Annotated in this window: 17 protein-coding genes, 1 pseudogene and 1 riboswitch; of the genes and pseudogenes, 9 read left to right on the top strand and 9 right to left on the bottom strand. The window is 70.6% G+C overall.

The annotated features are described in order from the left end of the window. Positions 1–127: 127 nt before the first annotated feature. On the bottom strand, positions 128–1915 hold the full coding sequence (gene thiC, locus IF88_RS0105330; protein WP_030707768.1) for a phosphomethylpyrimidine synthase ThiC: 1788 nt from the start codon (positions 1913–1915) through the stop codon (positions 128–130). Further along, a riboswitch (TPP riboswitch) is annotated at positions 1909–2054 on the bottom strand. Its footprint overlaps the gene before it by 7 nt. 72 nt (positions 2055–2126) lie before the next feature. Between thiC and IF88_RS0105325 the strand changes: the two genes are divergently transcribed. Beyond that, positions 2127–3575 (top strand): YibE/F family protein, encoded by a 1449-nt coding sequence (locus tag IF88_RS0105325; RefSeq protein ID WP_037805518.1) that lies wholly within the window; start codon positions 2127–2129, stop codon positions 3573–3575. 10 nt (positions 3576–3585) lie between these two features. Here the strand turns inward: IF88_RS0105325 and IF88_RS0105320 are convergent, their stop codons facing one another. The 4 genes from IF88_RS0105320 to IF88_RS0105305 form a co-directional block, all read right to left on the bottom strand. After that, complete coding sequence (locus IF88_RS0105320) at positions 3586–4035, bottom strand: SsgA family sporulation/cell division regulator (protein ID WP_030707766.1); 450 nt, start codon at positions 4033–4035, stop codon at positions 3586–3588. Positions 4036–4132: 97 nt separating this feature from the next. Continuing rightward, positions 4133–4870: a helix-turn-helix domain-containing protein gene (locus IF88_RS0105315; RefSeq protein WP_030707764.1), complete on the bottom strand. Its 738-nt coding sequence runs from the start codon at positions 4868–4870 to the stop codon at positions 4133–4135. Positions 4871–5203: 333 nt separating this feature from the next. Then, on the bottom strand, positions 5204–5428 hold the full coding sequence (locus tag IF88_RS0105310) for a DUF5326 family protein (RefSeq protein WP_030707763.1): 225 nt from the start codon (positions 5426–5428) through the stop codon (positions 5204–5206). Between the two features lie 143 nt (positions 5429–5571). Beyond that, on the bottom strand, positions 5572–5889 hold the full coding sequence (locus IF88_RS0105305; protein ID WP_030707762.1) for a cupin domain-containing protein: 318 nt from the start codon (positions 5887–5889) through the stop codon (positions 5572–5574). Between the two features lie 89 nt (positions 5890–5978). Here IF88_RS0105305 and IF88_RS0105300 point away from each other — a divergent pair, with 89 nt between their 5' ends. The 5 genes and pseudogenes from IF88_RS0105300 (at position 5979) to IF88_RS0105280 (ending at position 9660) form a co-directional block, all read left to right on the top strand. Further along, entirely contained in the window at positions 5979–6359 is a 381-nt protein-coding gene (locus IF88_RS0105300) for a phage holin family protein (RefSeq protein ID WP_030707761.1), read from the top strand. Between the two features lie 20 nt (positions 6360–6379). After that, positions 6380–6871, top strand: coding sequence for a protein-tyrosine-phosphatase (locus IF88_RS0105295; protein WP_030707760.1), 492 nt, complete (start codon positions 6380–6382; stop codon positions 6869–6871). Then, entirely contained in the window at positions 6868–8037 is a 1170-nt protein-coding gene (locus IF88_RS0105290) for a cystathionine gamma-lyase (protein WP_078892727.1), read from the top strand. The genes IF88_RS0105295 and IF88_RS0105290 overlap by 4 nt, the downstream gene beginning before the upstream one ends. A 174-nt stretch (positions 8038–8211) precedes the next feature. Next, a pseudogene (locus IF88_RS40045) lies at positions 8212–9117 on the top strand (LysR family transcriptional regulator). A 63-nt stretch (positions 9118–9180) separates the two neighbouring features. Beyond that, positions 9181–9660, top strand: coding sequence for an NUDIX domain-containing protein (locus IF88_RS0105280; protein ID WP_030707758.1), 480 nt, complete (start codon positions 9181–9183; stop codon positions 9658–9660). Between the two features lie 33 nt (positions 9661–9693). Here the strand turns inward: IF88_RS0105280 and IF88_RS0105275 are convergent, their stop codons facing one another. After that, entirely contained in the window at positions 9694–10920 is a 1227-nt protein-coding gene (locus tag IF88_RS0105275; protein WP_420710908.1) for a globin domain-containing protein, read from the bottom strand. A gap of 104 nt (positions 10921–11024) precedes the next feature. Further along, positions 11025–11675, bottom strand: coding sequence for an HAD family hydrolase (locus IF88_RS0105270; RefSeq protein WP_030707756.1), 651 nt, complete (start codon positions 11673–11675; stop codon positions 11025–11027). Positions 11676–11783: 108 nt separating this feature from the next. On the opposite strand from IF88_RS0105270, the gene IF88_RS0105265 reads away from it, so the two are divergent. Genes IF88_RS0105265 through IF88_RS0105255 form a run of 3 tightly spaced genes read left to right on the top strand, consistent with a single transcriptional unit; the run spans position 11784 to position 14389 of the window. Beyond that, the gene (locus IF88_RS0105265) at positions 11784–12677 is read left to right on the top strand and encodes a GNAT family N-acetyltransferase (RefSeq protein WP_107050479.1); all 894 of its coding nucleotides are present in this window, start codon (positions 11784–11786) and stop codon (positions 12675–12677) included. Positions 12678–12694: 17 nt separating this feature from the next. Continuing rightward, positions 12695–13156 carry a GNAT family N-acetyltransferase gene (locus tag IF88_RS0105260; protein WP_030707754.1) on the top strand — a complete coding sequence of 154 codons (462 nt, stop codon included), beginning with the start codon at positions 12695–12697 and terminating at the stop codon, positions 13154–13156. Positions 13157–13213: 57 nt separating this feature from the next. Beyond that, positions 13214–14389: a winged helix DNA-binding domain-containing protein gene (locus IF88_RS0105255; RefSeq protein ID WP_030707753.1), complete on the top strand. Its 1176-nt coding sequence runs from the start codon at positions 13214–13216 to the stop codon at positions 14387–14389. Positions 14390–14449: 60 nt separating this feature from the next. Here the strand turns inward: IF88_RS0105255 and IF88_RS0105250 are convergent, their stop codons facing one another. Beyond that, positions 14450–15835, bottom strand: coding sequence for a serine hydrolase domain-containing protein (locus IF88_RS0105250; protein WP_030707752.1), 1386 nt, complete (start codon positions 15833–15835; stop codon positions 14450–14452). A gap of 9 nt (positions 15836–15844) precedes the next feature. After that, entirely contained in the window at positions 15845–17311 is a 1467-nt protein-coding gene (gene dnaB, locus IF88_RS0105245; RefSeq protein WP_030707751.1) for a replicative DNA helicase, read from the bottom strand. Positions 17312–17733 lie beyond the last annotated feature (422 nt).

Genomic DNA, 17733 nt, shown 5'->3' with positions numbered 1-17733 from the left:
TTCGGCTGCTTCGGGCGCATCGGCAGGTGGTTGGGGTCGGGGGACCCGTACCTCGTGGTCGCCTGACGCGGCAGGCGCCCCCCGGCCCGACAGGCCTTGGAGCGGCGCCCTCCGGTCGTGCGTCGCGTCAGTCGGCCAGCGGCAGGTAGACGCGGTTGCCCGAGGCCGCGAACTCGGCGGACTTCTCCGCCATGCCCGCCTGGATCTCATCGGCCTTCAGGTCGCCGCCGTGCTCGCGGCGGATGTCCTGCGAGATCTTCATCGAGCAGAACTTCGGACCGCACATGGAGCAGAAGTGCGCGGTCTTGGCCGGCTCGGCGGGAAGGGTCTCGTCGTGGAACTCACGGGCCGTGTCCGGGTCGAGGGCCAGGTTGAACTGGTCCTCCCAGCGGAACTCGAACCGCGCGTCCGAGAGAGCGTCGTCCCACTCCTGAGCGCCGGGGTGCCCCTTGGCCAGGTCGGCGGCGTGCGCGGCGATCTTGTACGTGATGACGCCGGTCTTCACGTCGTCGCGGTTGGGCAGGCCCAGGTGCTCCTTGGGCGTGACGTAGCAGAGCATCGCGGTGCCCCACCAGGCGATCATCGCGGCGCCGATGCCCGAGGTGATGTGGTCGTACGCGGGGGCGACGTCCGTGGTGAGCGGGCCGAGCGTGTAGAACGGCGCCTCCTCGCAGATCTCCTGCTGGAGGTCGATGTTCTCCTTGATCTTGTGCATCGGGACGTGGCCCGGGCCCTCGATCATCGTCTGCACGTTGTGGCGCTTGGCGATCGTGTTGAGCTCGCCCAGCGTCTTCAGCTCGGCGAACTGCGCCGCGTCGTTGGCGTCCGCGATGGAGCCGGGGCGCAGGCCGTCGCCCAGCGAGTACGTGACGTCATACGTCGCGAGGATCTCGCAGAGCTCCTCGAAGTTCGTGTAGAGGAAGTTCTCCTTGTGGTGCGCGAGGCACCACGCGGCCATGATCGAGCCACCGCGCGAGACGATGCCGGTCTTGCGGCGGGCGGTCAGCGGCACGTACGGCAGCAGTACGCCGGCGTGGACCGTCATGTAGTCGACGCCCTGCTCGGCCTGCTCGATGACCGTGTCCTTGTAGATCTCCCAGGTCAGTTCCTCGGCACGGCCGTCGACCTTCTCCAGCGCCTGGTAGAGCGGCACGGTGCCGATCGGGACGGGGGAGTTGCGCAGCACCCACTCGCGGGTGGTGTGGATGTTGCGGCCCGTCGAGAGGTCCATGACCGTGTCGGCGCCCCACTTGGTCGCCCAGGTCATCTTGTCGACCTCCTCCTCGATGGAGGAGGTGACCGCGGAGTTTCCGATGTTGGCGTTGACCTTCACCAGGAACCGCTTGCCGATGATCATCGGCTCGATCTCGGGGTGGTTCACGTTCGCGGGAAGCACCGCGCGACCTGCGGCGATCTCCTCGCGGACGACCTCGGGGGAGACGTTCTCGCGGATCGCGACGTACTCCATCTCCGGGGTGATCTCGCCCCGGCGGGCGTACGCGAGCTGTGTGACGGCCTGGCCGCCGCGGCCCCGGCGGGGCTGGCGCGGGCGGCCCGGGAAGACCGCGTCCAGGTTCTTGAGGCCACCGCGCGGCGAGGTGTGCTTGATGCCGTCGTCCTCGGGGCGTACGGGACGGCCCGCGTACTCCTCGGTGTCGCCGCGGCCGATGATCCAGTTCTCGCGCAGCGGGGCGAGGCCCCGGCGGACGTCGGTCTCGATCTGCGGGTCGGTGTACGGACCGGACGTGTCGTAGAGCGTCACGTCCTTGCCGTTGGTGAGGTGGACCTGGCGGACCGGCACCCGGATGTCGGGGCGGGAGCCCGCGAGGTAGCCCTTGTGCCAGCCGGGCTGGCGCTCGGTCTGGCCGTCGGCGTCCTGGCTGACGGCAGGCGTGCGTGCGTCCTGAATGGTCATGAGACCTATCTCCCTACGCCGGCATTACCCGGTAACAGGTTCGGCGGTCGACGCAGCCTCCTCCCGTACGCATCCGTGATGCGCGTACGGTGATCAGCGTCCTCTCAGCCCGGTGCTCCGAGCTCCCGCGTTGTGCAAAGGTGCCCCCACGCTAGCGTCATCCAGGGCGTGCTGAACAGTGGGCCCCCTCATCTCTTGCGATGATCTGCTGGTGACGCCCTCGCCGCAGCCCCCCACCGAGCCCACTGAGCCCCATGGCCACACCGGCCACGAGCACCACGGTTCCGGGCACTCCGCAGAGCACTCGTCCGGGCCGTCCGCCGGCCACTCCGCCGGTCACGGCCGCGGTCACTCCGCCGGTCACGGCGGCCATTCCCACAGCCACGGCCACGGCCCGGCGGCCCCCGTCTCGAAGCACCTGCGCAAGGTCATCGCGGCCGTGCTGATCCCCTTCGCCACCGCCGTCTTCATCGGCATGGTGGTGCTCTGGCCGGGCGGCGCCCCCGCCCACGAGCGCACGGGGGTGGGCTTCGACCGACAGACGCAGCAGGGCAGGGTCGTCTCCCTCGAACACGTCGACTGCAAGTCCGTGAACGCCGCGCAGGTGCCGCCGACCGCCGACCCCTCCACGCCCGAGGGCCGCGAGGCGCAGGCGGCGCAGACCGGGGAGTGCAAGAAGGCCACCGTCGAGATCGGCAGCGGCCCGGACAAGGGCCGCACCTTCGTGGAGGTCGTCCAGCCCGGCGCGCCACGGCAGTTGACGGACGGCCAGGAGGTGGTCGTGGCGTACGCGCCGGACGCCCCCCGCGACCTCCAGTACTCGGTGATCGACGTGAACCGCAAGATCCCCTTGGCCGTGCTGGCCGGCATCTTCGCGGTCTCGGTCGTCCTCGTCGGGCGGATGCGCGGGCTGTTCGCCCTGATCGCGCTGATCGTCAGCTTCGGCGTGCTGACCCTCTTCATCCTCCCGGCCATCCTGCAGGGTTCGAACCCGCTCGTGGTCGCGGTGGTCGGGGCGAGCGCCATCATGCTGATCGCGCTCTACATGTGCCACGGGCTGACCGCCCGCACCTCGGTCGCCGTCCTCGGCACCCTCGCCTCGCTGCTGCTGATCGGCCTGCTGGGCTCGGTGTTCATCGACTGGGCGTCGCTCACCGGCAACACGGACGACAACACCGGGCTGATCCACGGGCTCTACCCGGACATCGACATGAGCGGCCTGCTGCTCGCGAGTGTGATCATCGGATCGCTGGGCGTACTCGACGACGTGACGGTCACCCAGACCTCGGCGGTCTGGGAACTGCACGCGGCGGACCCCTCGATGGGACCGCGCGGCCTGTACCGGGCGGCGATCAGGATCGGCCGCGATCACATCGCGTCGGTGGTCAACACCCTGGTGCTGGCCTACGCGGGTGCCGCGCTGCCGCTGCTGCTGCTGTTCTCGATCGCCAACAGCAGCATGGGCTCGGTGGCGAACAGCGAGCTGGTCGCGGTGGAGATCGTACGGACCCTCGTGGGATCGATCGGACTGGTGGCCTCGGTCCCCGTGACGACGGCGCTGGCCTCGCTGGTGGTGTCCGCCGACCGGCCGGGATCCCCGGACGTCGCGGCGGTCTCGGGACCGGTCCGCGGCGGCCGGGGCCGGCGGCGCAAGCGCTGAGGGTGAGGCGTCAGCCGGCGTTCTGCTCGTTCTGCTTCGACTCGGCCAGGATCTTGCCGAGCGCCTCGTCGAGGTTCTCCTCGAAGTCGCCCAGGTTCCGCTCTTGTCCGAGCGGTACGAGCCGGTCGGTGCGGTCGAGGAACGCGACGAGCGGCGCCGCGCTGGCGCGGAACAAGGCTCTGTCGCCGCCGACCTGCAGCCGGATGTGGACGTCGGACAGCTCTTCCGGGGTCGTGGGGGCGATGTGCACATCGCCGTCACCGCACGGCTTGTTGATGCCGTCGAGGAGGAGCTCCCGGCCGAACGCCCAGGTCACGGGCGCGTCTCCGGGAAGGTGGAAGGTCAGGCGGACCGCGTAGGGATCACGGGCGTCGTACCGGAGTTCCACCGGAATCCTGAACGAGAGCTCCTCGGAAACGAGGAAACTCATCATGACCTCTGCCTGTACCGACTCGCGCATTGCCTACCCCGCTGTAGTGGAAGTGGCCAGGAATGATCCCCCAGGCTCCTCTTGACAAGAGTGGTGGAAGCGCTAGCAGATCACAAGGAGTGAGTTTTCAGATACTGATAGAGAAGGAGAGGGTGCGCAACAGCGCGCCTACTTCACTCCGTAGCCGATCGACTACATAGAGCAATCGATCTTCCTGGTGCAAGGGGAGAGAAATCGCCATCGTTGCGGCGGTATCGCCCGCCGTGATGGGGATGGCCGCGCAGACTGTGCCAAGTGCATATTCCTGGCGTTCGGTTACTGGCTGCATTCGCCCCAGCGCCCCGATCCGGTGCTCCAGGGACCGGAGATCCCGCACGGTATAAGCGGTGATCGGCTCGACCGGATGACGGTCGTAATGGTCCTTGCGCATTTCCTCGTCGAGTTGCCCGAGCAGGCACTGTCCGATGGCGTGCGCATGGCCGGTCTCACGGAAGTCGGCCCACTCCTCGCAGGCCGGGCTGGACGGGGTGGCGGAAACACCCACGACCTCGATCTCACCCTCGCGGTAGACCGCGAAGTAGACGGGGGCCCCGACCGCGTCGCGGAAGTGCGCGAGGGAGTCGAGGATCATGCTGCGACGTTTCTGCTGGAGTCCCCCACCCGCGAGCCGACATGCGGCGTCGCCCAGGACGAAGACCCCGCCCTCCCGGCGCAGATAGCCCTCGTGCGTGAGGGTGCGCAGCAGGTGGTACGCGGTGGGGAGCGGGAGCCCGGCCTCGCGCGCGAGCTGTTTCGCCGGCGCTCCCCCGCTATGGGACCCCGCTGCTTCGAGGAGTCTCAGCGCCCTCTGCACCGAACCGATCAGTGTCGGCACACCGGCATTGTGAACCGGAGACAAAGCTCACCCCCAGGTGTGGCGGCGGGCCTTCGGGGAGACCCATCCTGCGGGGGCCGCCCCCGCGTATGCCGTGGCCCCTGGGGGTCGTACTCGGCGGTTCATTTGCATCGCCGCAGGTCAGAGCGGCAGTACCGGCTTTCGGTGCCCAGGGAACGGCGCAGATTGCCACTCTATCCGCCGATTCCAGGGATGTGAGCGGTTTAGCACTTCACGTTACCTCATCTGGCTTAATCCCGGAACCACCCGGCTCGTCCCCTTCCGCCCTCATCCGGCCGGTCCCCCTGCGGCCGGCCCCTCCTCCTACCAGTCGCCGGAGGAGGACTTGGTACGGCCGCCGATCTTCTTCACGACGAACACCAGGCCGGCGACGAGGCCGATGAAGAGGAGCAGCTTGAAGACGAACCCGATCAGCACGCTCAGGATGGTGGTGATCACACCGCCGAACACGAACAGCGCCAGCAGCGGAACGGCGACCCACTTAACCCACCAGGGCATGCCTGCGAATGTCTCTCGGATGCCGTTCATGTCCTCGACCTCTTCCTCGCCCGTGACTTCCTGCTCTCGATGCTAGGAGTCCACGGACCCGGATCGGGGCCCGCGAGCCCCCGGAGTCCCCTGAACCTCCCCTTAGGGGAACCGGAGCGGCGACCCCCAGGCGTCCGGTGCGCTCAGCTCTCCGGCGGGGAGAACACCACCATCACCTTCAGGTCCTCGGTGATGTGGTGGAACTTGTGCGGGACGCCCGCCGGGACGTAGACGACGCTGCCGCGCGCCACGGTGGTCGTCTCCTCCCCGACCGTGATCGAGGCCCGTCCGCTCACGACGAAGTACACCTCGTCCTGGCGGTGCGGCTGCTGCGGATCGACCTGCCCGGCATCGAGCGCGTACAGCCCGACCGACATGTGCCGCTCCCGCAGGAACTGCAGATAGGCGCCGTCGTTGGCGGCCCGCTCGGCTTCGAGCTCGTCAAGCCGGAACGCTTTCATCGTGGTTGTGCCCCTTGTGTTCGGTAGCGCCGTCGCATCCGCTGATCTGCGGATGTCCCACCGGGATCATCTCTGCCACGATCAGACACATGATGAATTTCGTAGTCAAGACGCTCGCCAACGCCGCGGCCCTGGCCGTCGCCGTCTGGCTGCTCGCCGGCATCACCCTCGACGACGGCAGCAGTCTGGGCCGCCGGACGCTCACCCTGATCCTGGTCGCACTGGTCTTCGGCCTGGTGAACCTGATCGTCAAGCCCTTGGTGAAGCTGCTCTCGCTGCCGCTGTTCGTCCTCACCCTGGGTCTGTTCACCCTCGTCGTGAACGCCTTGATGCTGCTCCTGACCTCGTGGCTGGCCTCGAAGCTCGACCTCAGCTTCCACGTCGACGGGTTCTGGACCGCGCTCCTGGGCGCCCTGATCATCTCCATCGTCTCCTGGGCCGTGAACATGGTCCTGCCCGACAAGGACTGAACGGGACTTCCATGACGCCCATGTACCGCGTCTGCTTCGTCTGCACGGGCAACATATGCCGCTCCCCCATGGCGGAGTCCGTCTTCCGCGCCCATGTGACGCGAGCCGGCCTCGACGCCCTGGTGGAGGTGGACAGTGCCGGGACCGGCGGCTGGCACGAGGGCGACGGCGCCGACCCGCGCACCGCCTCCGTCCTGGAGGCGGCGGGATACGAGCAGGACCACCGGGCCCGGCAGTTCCACGCCTCCTGGTTCGAACGCCTGGACCTCGTCATCGCGCTCGACGCCGGGCACCTGCGGGACCTGCGGGCGCTCGCACCCACCCCGCAGCACGCCGCCAAGATCCGGCTGCTGCGGTCCTACGATCCGGCGGCCACGGCCGCGGAGACCGACGTACCGGATCCCTACTACGGTTCCCTCGACGGGTTCGAGGAGTGCCTGGAGCTGGTCGAGGCGGCGAGCCCCGGTCTGCTGGACGACGTACGCGAGGCCGTGAAGGAGCACACCGCGTGAACGAGTACGCCCCCGAAGGAACCCCCGAAGGAACCGCCGAGGCGATCGGCGACGGCACGCGCGCGGTCCGCGCCGGACTGCCGGAGCCCGTGAAGAACGAACCGACCCTGCCCGGACCGGTCTTCGCCGCCCACTTCCACCTCCCGGGCGACGTCGAAGGCCCGTACGCCTACGGTCGCGACACCAACCCCACGTGGACCCTGCTGGAGCGGGCGATCGGGGAACTGGAGGCCCCCGGCGAGGAGGTGCACACCATCGTCTTCGCCTCCGGCATGGCGGCCGTCTCCGCCGTCCTCCTCTCCCAGGCGCGCACCGGCGACACCGTGGTCCTGCCCGACGACGGCTACCAGGCACTGCCCCTGGTGCGGGAGCAGCTGGAGGCGTACGGGATCCACGTGCGCACCGCCCCGACCGGCGACGACGCCCAGCTCGCGGTCCTCGACGGAGCCCGGCTGCTGTGGATCGAGACCCCGTCCAACCCGGGGCTCGACGTGTGCGACGTACGGCGCCTCGTGGACGCGGCGCACCGGGGCGGGACGCTCGTCGCCGTCGACAACACCCTCGCCACCCCCCTCGGACAGCGGCCCCTGGAGCTCGGGGCCGACTTCTCCGTGGCGAGCGGCACCAAGGGCCTCACCGGCCACGGCGACCTGCTGCTCGGGTACGTGGTCTGCCGCGACCCGGAGCTCGCCGCGGGCGTCCGGCGTTGGCGCAAGATCGTCGGCGCGATCGCGGGCCCGATGGAGGCCTGGCTCGCCCACCGCTCCCTGGCCACGATCCAGCTGCGTGCGCAGCGCCAGTGGGCCAACGCCCTGGCCGTCGCCGAGGCGCTGGCCGGCCGCCCCGACGTGACCGGGCTGCGCTACCCGGGCCTGGCCACGGACCCCTCGCACAAGACGGCCGCACGCCAGATGCGGGGCTTCGGCTCGGTGGTCTCCTTCACCCTGTCCGACCGTGCCCACGCGGAACGCTTCATGTCCGCTCTGCACCTGGTCGAGGACGCCACGAGTTTCGGTGGAGTGCGGTCCACCGCGGAGCGGCGCGGACGGTGGGGCGGCGACGCCGTGCCGGAGGGGTTCATCCGCTTCTCCGCCGGGGCCGAGGACACCGAGGACCTGGTCGCGGACGTGCTGCGGGCCCTCGACCGCGCAGGCCGCGCCGGCTGAGCAGGCCCTGGACGGGCGGTCCGAACCTCCCCCCCATGGCTCGGACGCCCAGGGTTCCGCGCGCGAAGAACCACGCGACAAGGCTGATTGACTCCGCGTCAGAGTCCCATCACGGTAACGACAGGGGCCTATCGGCATATTTGTAGTCGAAGGCCCCCGCCGAGAGGTGTCGCGATGGACCTGGCCCTGCTGCGCGCCTTCGTCGCCGTTCACCGGGCCGGCTCGTTCACCCGCGCCGCCGCCCTCCTGGGGCTCTCCCAGCCGGCCGTGACCTCGCAGATACGCATCCTGGAGCGGCAGTTGGGGCGGCCCCTCTTCCACCGCCGGGCCCGCGGTGTCACCCCCACCGCCGTCGGCGACGAACTGGCCCACAAGGCGGCCCCGCACCTCGACGCCCTGCTGCGGATCACCGAGGCCGAGCGGGAGGCCGCCGGTGCGTCGCGCACCCTTCACGTCGCCGGGCGGCCCGAGTTCCTCGGCCTGCGCGTACTCCCCGCCCTGGCGCCCCTCGTCGGACAGGCCACACCCTGCGCGCCACCCTGGAGACCGGCGCCGGAGCGACCCTGGACGGGCTCGCCGCCGGTCACCACGACCTCGTCGTCACCACCGCCCATCCGCGCGGCGGGCTCTTCACCGTCACCGCCCTGTGCGACGAGGAGCACGTCCTGGTCGCCGCGCCCTACTGGGCCGCCCTCGTCAACCCGGGGCGCCTGTGCGAGGAGGGCCCCGCCGCTCTCGACGGCATCCCGCTCGTGGAGGTCCACGAGAGCCTGCCGCTCGTCACCCGCTGCTGGGCCGCCGTCTTCGACACCCCCGCCCGCTGCCCGGTCCCTGGCCGCCACCGTGGTCGCACCCGATCTGCGGGCCGTACTGGAATGCGTCGGGGCCGGCGCCGGGCTCGCCGTCCTGCCCCGCTACCTGTGCCGGGAAGCCCTCGGCAGCGGCCGGATCGTGGCCCTGGCCGAGCCCTCCGTGCCGCCGCTGCGCACCTGGTTCCTGGTCGTGCGGACCGGGAGCCTCGCCCTCGCCCACCTCGCGCGGGCGCACGACCGGCTGGTGGACGCCGCCGTGCACTGGTGAGCCCCCCCCCTTTTCCGGCCCGTGGCGCGTTTCAGAAGGGGAGCGGTGGGCCACTCTTCTCCCATGACCGAACGTCCCGTGGTCAAACGCACCGCCCGCGCGATCCTGCTCGACGGTGACGACCTGATCCTCATCAAGCGCACCAAGCCCGGCGTCGATCCGTACTGGGTCACCCCCGGCGGGGGAGTGGAGTCCTCGGACGCCACCGTCATCGACGCCCTCCACCGAGAGGTCCACGAAGAACTCGGCGCGAAGATCACCGATGTGGTGCCCTGCTTCGTCGACACCGTCGAGCACATCGCCGACAGGGGGGTGACCGGCGTGAAGGTGCAGCACTTCTTCGTCTGCCGCCTCGAATCGATGGACCCGAGCCTTCGCCACGGCCCCGAAATCGACGAACCCGAGGGCGAGTACGAGATCGTCCGCGTGCCCTTCAGCCGCGTGGGCATCGCCGCCGTCCATCTCGTTCCGCTGTCCCTGCGGCACTACCTCGACGGCAACATCGAGGGCGTCCGCGCCATGCACGCCCCCGACCTGGGCTGAGCCCGGCCGAGACCGGCGGCCTGCCCGCCGGTCTCAGCCGGCGATGCCCACCAGTTCCTCCACGGCGTCGTGGCGGATCCGCTCGCCGGGGATGCCGATCCGAAGGAGCTCGTCCACCCCGCTCCGGATCATCGCGGGCGGCCCGGAGACGAAGGCGTCGTACGAGCTCCACGGCCCGTGTTCGCCCACGGCCTGGGGCAGCTGCCCGGCCAGCCCGTCGCCCACCACCGGGCGCACCGACAGCCACGGATGCGAGCGCTGCAGTCCGAGCAGCGTGTCCTTGTCGTACAGATCGCTGTCGCTGCGTGCCCCGAAGAACACCTCCACCGGCCGGCGCTCGCCGTGCTCGGCCACGTCCTCGATGAGCGCCTTGATCGGGGCGATGCCGGTGCCGCCGCCCAGGCACAGCATCCCGTTGTCCGTGGTGTGGTCCACCACCATCGACCCGGCCGGCGGTCCGAGACGCAGCACGTCCCCCGGGCGGGCGTGGCGCACCAGCGCGTTGGATACCCAGCCGGCGGGAACGGCCTTGACGTGGAAGGACAGCAGGCCGTCGGCGCGGGGCGCCGAGGCGAAGGAGTAGTGCCGCCAGACCCGCGGCCACCACGGGGTCTCCAGGCTCGCGTACTGGCCGGCCAGGAAGGCGTACGGCTGGTCGGGGCGGACCGTCAGCACCGCGATGTCCGAGGTGCGCAGATCGTGGGAGACCACCTCCGCGTGCCACCACGCCGGGGCCTTCACCTCGTCCTCGGCCGCCGCGTCGATCATGATCTGGGAGATCGCGGTGTACGCCCGCACCCACGCGGCCTCGGTCTCCGGCCCCCAGCTGTCGGTGGCGTACCGGGCCAGCGCCCCGACCAGGGCCTCGCCGACCACCGGGTAATGGCCGGCCATGGTGCCGTACTTGCGGTGCCCCGTGCCCAGTCGGCGCAGGTAGGGGGCGAGTACCTCAGGATTGTCGATGTGCTCGGCGGCGGTCAGCAGCGCCTTCAGCAGCCTGTCGCGCTGCGTGTCCATGGCGGCGGGGAACATGCCCCGCACTTCGGGGTGTCCGGAGAAGACCAGCGCGTAGAAGTACGAGGTGACCTTGTCGGCGATGGGGGCGATCTCCGCGAGGCTCCGACGGATGAGCACGGCATCCGGTGAGGGCTCGGCCGCACCGCCCTGGGCGGGTATCCGGGCCGATTCGCGTCTGGCCGATCTGGTGGGCGGAGCGTCCATGCGGTGCCTCGCTTCGAGCATCTCGGTCGGTCTGCACACGCCACGGTCTGTGAATCCGTGGTTCCGGGGTTCCACAGCGTGCCAGCCGGTTCACAGGCCGGTGGGGAAACGCGGAAAATCCGCGTTTCGAACCCACTTTCCTCCTAAGATGCCGGAACTCCCGGGCGTGCCTCCCCTACGAGCTGGTATGCCTCCCGAAGGTCCCGGCCCTGGTAGACATGGGTCGCGCGCTCCGCCAGATAGGGCCGTGCGTTGACCGCCACCGACACCGGCACCACGTCGAAGAGCACCGAGTCGGTCACCGAGTCCCCGTACGCGACGCAGTCGCCCCGGCTCACGCCGAACCGCTCGCACAGCCGGTCCGCCACCGTGACCTTGCCCTCGGGCGTGAGGATCCCCGCAGCCTCCACGGGCCGGGTGAACGGCACCTCCGGGAAGACCGAACCGTGCGCGGCGTGCGCACCCCACTCCAGGAGCAGCTCCACGAAGAAGGAGGGCGACAGGGAGATCACCGCGCAGTAGTCCCCGCGCTCCCGGATCTCCTGCCAGACGTCCCGGATTCCCGTGAGCCAGGGGGACCCGTCGAACGCCGCCCGCACATGCGCGGGCGTGAGCTCGGCCCAGAGCGCGTGGGCGGCCACCGAGAACTCGTGCGGCCCGATCTCCAGCGCGCCGAAGGCCCTTTCCAGCTTGGCGATCTCGGTACTCAGGCCGAGTTGGCGGGAGATCTCGACCGGCGCGGCCGACCCGTACATCAGCGTGCCGTCGAGGTCGAAGAGGTGCAGGAGCGTCATAGCCATCGAGGCTAGTGGCTTGGTTTCACGTGAAACAGCGTGTTTCACGTGAAACATCTCCACCCAAATCCTCTGGACGGCTCCCGGTCCATGATCCAGTCTGAGCCGGTGACACCACCACACATCACCGATCTGCCGATCCGGGCGCTGACCGTGGACGATCTCCACCGCTGCGCCGACTTGTCCGAAGATCGCGGCTGGCTCCGCGAGGACCACAAGTGGGGTCTGCTCCTCGCTGCCGGAAAGGGGTACGGCGTCGACGCCCCGGACGGCCGGGGGCTCGCGGCCGCGTGCATCGTCACCCGGTACGGCCACACCGGCGCCGGCCCGGAACTCGCCGCCATCGGCATGGTCCTCGTCGCCGACCGCTACGCCCGTCAGGGCCTCGGCCGACGCCTGATGACCCACGTCTGCGACGACGTACTCAAGGGTGTGCCCCTCACCTTGCACGCCACTCCGTACGGCCGCCCGTTGTACGAAGAGCTCGGCTTCAAGACCACGGGCCGCGCCGAGATGCTGAAGGGTGCCTTCCGGCCCGAGGGCGCCTCCGGTGCGTACGGCACCCCGCTGGTCCGGCCGGCCACCGCCGGAGACCTCCAGGGCATCCTGCGTCTGGACGCCGAGGTCTTCGGCACCGACCGTACGCACATGATCACCAGGCTGCCCGCCTTCGCCGACCAGTTGATCGTCGCCGAGGACCGCAGCGGAGACGGCACCCTCACCGGCTACGCCGCCGCCTGGCCCAACATGGACACCCATGTCATCGGCCCGCTGATCGCCGAGGACACCGGCACCGCCCAGTCACTGGTCACCGCGCTCGCCGCGGGTACGGACCGGGTGCTGCGCACCGATGTCGACGTACGGCACGAGGAGCTCCTCGCCTGGCTCAAGGACCGCGGCCTCGGCTCCGTGGCCTTCAACGCCGTCATGACCCGTGACATCCCCGACCTGCCCGGCGACTGGACCCGCCGCTGGGCTCCGCTCACCGTGGCAGCGGGCTGAGAGAGGAAGCACCCTTCATGACCGACACCCCCGAGCCGGCCATCCGGCCCGCCACCGAGGCCGATCTGCCCGCCATCGTCGCCATGCTGGCAGACGACCCGCTGGGCGCCACCCGCGAGTCCCCCCAGGACCTCACCCCGTACCGCGCGGCCCTGCGGCGCCTCACCGGAGACCCGAACCAGCACCTGGTCGTCGCCGTCCGCGCGGACCGCGTCGTGGGCACCCTCCAGCTGACGATCGTCCCCGGTCTCTCCCGCAAGGGGGCCACCCGCTCCATCATCGAGGGTGTCCGCGTCCATGCGGACGAGCGCGGTGGCGGCCTGGGCACCCGGTTCATCGAGTGGGCGGTGGAGAAGTCCCGTGCCGAGGGCTGCTCGCTCGTCCAGCTGACCTCGGACGCGACCCGGACCGACGCCCACCGTTTCTACGAGCGGCTCGGATTCACCGCCTCCCACGTCGGGTTCAAGCTGCAGCTCTGATCACGACGGCCCGCGGGCCGGGTCGCCCTGTCGGCGGCCCGGCCTACGATCGGGAGGATGAGCCCCAGCCCGCCCCTCGTCACCACTGCCGAGCGCCGCCACCGGCTCGGCCGGCGCCATCGCCTCGCTCCCTCGGCCCGGGCCGCCACGGTGGCGGAGGCAGCGGACTCCGTCGTCGCCCTGCACGCCACCGACGCCGCGACGATCTTCCTCTCCGCCCGCGCCCGGCTCGCCGAAGGCGACCCCGATCTGATCGAGCAGGCGCTCTACGAGGACGTCAGCCTCGTGCGGCTGCTCAGCATGCGCAACACGCTCTTCGCGGTCTCGGCGGAACTCGCCCCCTTCGTCGACGCCTCGTCCGCCCGGGCCATCGCCGTCAAGGAGCGCCGCACCCTCCTCAAGCACCTCGACGAGGACGGTCAGGGGCTCGACGCGCAGTGGCTGGCGCAGGCGGAGGCGGCCGCGCTCAACGCCCTCGACGTACACGGACCGGCCACCGGAAGCCAGTTGTCGGCCGCCGTGCCCGCACTGCGCCAGAAGATCACCATCGGCCGGGGTAAGAAGTACGAGACGGAGACCGGCGTCGCCACCCGTGTCATCCGGCTGCTGGCCGCAGACGGCCGGATCCGGCGCGGCCGACCGCGCGGGTCGTGGACCTCCAGCCAGTACCGCTGGGTGCACACCGAGCCCTGGCCCGCCGTACCCGCCGCCGAGGCCCGCGCGGAGATCGCCGGCCGCTGGCTCCACGCCTACGGCCCCGCCACCGAGGCCGACCTCAAGTGGTGGACCGGCTGGACCTTCACGGACGTACGCACGGCACTCGCCGCCGTGGGACCGGACCAGGTCCGCCTCGAGGACGGCAGCACCGCCCTCGTCGGCCCCGGGGACACGGCACCCGAACCGGCCCCGGAGCCCTGGGCCGCGCTGCTGCCCGGTCTCGACCCCGCCGGCATGGGCTGGGCCGACCGCGGGTTCCACCTCGACCCCGCCCACAAGTCCGCACTGTTCGACTACGCCGGCAACATCGGCCCCACCGTGTGGTGGAACGGCGAGATCGTCGGCGGCTGGGCCCAGCGTTCCGACGGCGAGATCGTCTGGCGGCTGCTGGGCGGTCCCGGCCGCGCCGCCGAGGAGGCGATCACCGTCGAGGCGGCCCGCCTCGCCGCATGGGTGGGCGAGGCCCGGATCACCCCGCGCTTCCGCACCCCGCTGGAACGCGAACTCGTCGCCTGAGCCCGGGGCCGGGGGCCGGGGCCGGGGGCCGGGGCCGGGGGCCGGGGCCCCGGGCCGCCGTCAGCCGATGCCCCGCCAGCCCCGCGGGTCCACCCCGCCGGGCACCGGGGCCTGGGCGTCGTACGGTTCGCGCGTGAAGACGAAGGACGCCAGATCGAGGTGGCTCACCGAGCCGTCCTCCCGGCGCACCGCCCGCAGCGTCTCACCGGCGTAATAGCCGGACAGTCCGGTCCAGGTGCCGTCCGGCCCGGCCCGGAACCGGGCCGTGCGCCCGGACCCGCCCACCGGGCCCAGCTCCAGCAGCCCGTCCGCCGTCAGCCGCACCACCTGCGCCGAAGTCCCCCAGTACCAGGGGCCGCACAGCTCCAGCGGCACCCGGTCCGACTCCAGGAAGGGCCGCCACGGCTTCGGGAACCGCGGCTCGGCGTCCGCCACGATCCCGACGAGTTCCGCCGCCACCGTCGCGGCCGCAAGCCCCGAGGTGCAGTTCGCCAGCACCACCGCCGCCACGTCGTCCGCCTCGCTCAGCCACAGACCCGCGACGAAGCCGGGCAGCGATCCGCTGTGGCCCGCGAGCCTCCGGTCCCCGTCGGCCGTCAGCTGCATCCCCAGCCCGTAGCCGAGATCGGCGAGACCGGGCTCCGGCGGCGCTGCCGGCGTGCGCATCTCCCGTACGGACTCCGCGCTCAGGACCCGCTCGTCACCGTGCAGCAGGAAGTCGGCGAACCGCGCCAGGTCCCTGGTCGTCGACCACAGTTGTCCGGCCGGAGCCATCAGCCCCAGGTCCTCCAGCGGCTCGGGCATCATCAGGTCCGCCCACGGGTGCACCGCCCAACCGCCCGCGTGCGGGGCCTGCGGCTGTCCGCTCGTACGGTCCAGCCCGAGGGGCTCCAGCACCTCGGCCCGCAGCACCTCTTCCCAGGGCTGCCCGCGCAGCGCCTCCACCAGCGAACCCAGCAGGGTGTAGCCGGGGTTGGAGTAGTGATGGCGGCGGCCCGGGGTGAGGGCGAACGGCTCGTCGCCCAGGACGTCGGAGAGCTCGGGACGCAGTGCGCCGGGGGTGCGCTCCCACCACGCGCCGGGGGTCTCGGCGGCCAGTCCGCCGGTGTGGGCCAGCAACTGGGCGACGGTCACCTCGCCGGCGCCCGTCCCCGGCAGGTGCTTCTCCAGCGGATCCGAGAGGCTCAGCAGTCCCTCGTCCCGCAGGCGCAGCACCAGAACTGCCGTGAAGGTCTTGGTGATCGAGCCGATCCGGTACTGGACGTTCCCGTCGGGGCCGTGCCCTTCGACCGAGGTCCGAGAGCCCTCCCAGACCACCTCACCGCCCCGCAGCACGGCCGCCACGACGGACGGCGCCCGCCCCGCGCTCTGGGCGACGGCGATCCGGTGCCGGAGAGCCCGCCGGGTGGCAGGGAGAAGTTCCAGGTCCTCAGAAAGATCATCCATGATCGGATGCTACGTGTTGGCCATGTCCACGAAGCGTGAATAGTGGCCCTGGAAGGCCACGGTGATCGTGGCCGTGGGGCCGTTACGGTGCTTGGCCACGATCAGGTCCGCCTCACCCGCGCGGGGGGACTCCTTCTCGTACGCGTCCTCGCGGTGCAGCAGGATCACCATGTCGGCGTCCTGCTCGATCGAGCCCGATTCACGCAGGTCGGAGACCATCGGCTTCTTGTCGGTGCGCTGTTCCGGACCACGGTTCAGCTGGGAGAGCGCGATCACGGGGACCTCGAGCTCCTTCGCCAGCAGCTTGAGGTTTCGGGACATGTCCGAGACCTCCTGCTGACGGCTCTCGGGACGTCGCGAGCCGCCCGACTGCATCAGCTGGAGGTAGTCGATGACCACGAGCGAGAGGTCGTTGCGCTGCTTGAGCCGGCGGCACTTGGCCCGGATCTCCATCATCGACAGGTTGGGGGAGTCGTCGATGTAGAGCGGGGCGGCGGAGACGTCCGGCATCCGGCGGGCCAGCCGGGTCCAGTCGTCGTCCGTCATCGTGCCGGAGCGCATGTGGTGCAGCGCCACCCGGGCCTCTGCCGAGAGCAGGCGCATGGCGATCTCGTTGCGCCCCATTTCGAGGGAGAAGATCACGCTCGGCAGGTTGCTCTTGATGGAGCAGGCCCGGGCGAAGTCCAGGGCGAGCGTGGACTTGCCCATCGCGGGACGGGCGGCGATGACGATCATCTGCCCCGGGTGCAGGCCGTTGGTCAACGAGTCCAGGTCCGTGAAACCGGTGGGAACGCCCGACATCTGGCCGCTGCGCGAGCCGATCGCCTCGATCTCGTCGAGGGCGCCCTCCATGATGTCGCCGAGCGGCAGGTAGTCCTCGGAGGTCCGCTGCTCGGTGACGGCGTAGATCTCGGCCTGGGCACTGTTGACGATCTCGTCGACGTCGCCGTCGGCCGCGTAGCCCATCTGCGTGATCTTCGTGCCGGCGGCGACCAGGCGGCGCAGGACGGCTCTCTCGTGGACGATCTCCGCGTAGTACTCGGCGTTCGCCGCGGTCGGCACGGACTGGACCAGGGTGTGCAGGTACGAGGCCCCGCCCACCTTGCTGATCTCGCCGCGCCGGGTCAGCTCGGCGCCGACGGTGATCGGGTCGGCCGGCTCGCCCTTGGCGTACAGGTCGAGGATGGCCTGGAAGATCGTCTCGTGGGAGGGCCGGTAGAAGTCGTGGCCCTTGATGACCTCGACGACGTCGGCGATGGCGTCCTTCGAGAGGAGCATGCCGCCGAGCACCGACTGCTCGGCGTCGAGGTCCTGCGGAGGGACGCGCTCGAAGCCGCCACCGCCGCCGCCATCCCAGGAGCCGCTCTCGCGGCCCCGGTCGTGCTGTTCGTCCCCGCGGCCACGGCCTTCGCTGTTACGGCGCGAACGGGCGGGCAGACGGTCACCTGGACCGCTGTCGGCCCAGGGGTCGTCCATGGGCTCGGGCATACTCACCGGGCCGCCTCCTCCCGTCCGCAAAGCGGACCTTGCCGTGCCACTCTTTCTACGACACGGCTCTGACATGTGGGGCACCCGAATCGGCTGTCGGCGAGTCGGGCAACGCACCACGGTAGGGCCGGGAGCGGCGTCAGCCAATCTTGTTATCCACAGGCTGTGTGGATGAGATGTGGATGACGGCGCCAATGCTGTGGGTAACTCCCCGGAAGCTGTGTACGGACCGGGGGACGGCGCTGTGGACAAAATCACCCGCGCCACCCCCTCACCCCACCTGACCTGGCATTTCTCCCTCAGGAGACGGTGGGGAGGAAAAATCTTGGCCCCTGTCTCGAGATCGCCTCCAACGAGTCGCGGAGAAGGCTCACATCGGGGCCACAGTAAGGATCACAGATGGGTTGCAT

Origin of the sequence: Streptomyces sp. NRRL F-2580 (assembly GCF_000720115.1) — a bacterium.
Classification (GTDB): Bacteria; Actinomycetota; Actinomycetes; order Streptomycetales; family Streptomycetaceae; genus Streptomyces.
This window is presented reverse-complemented; position numbering and strand designations above follow the sequence as displayed.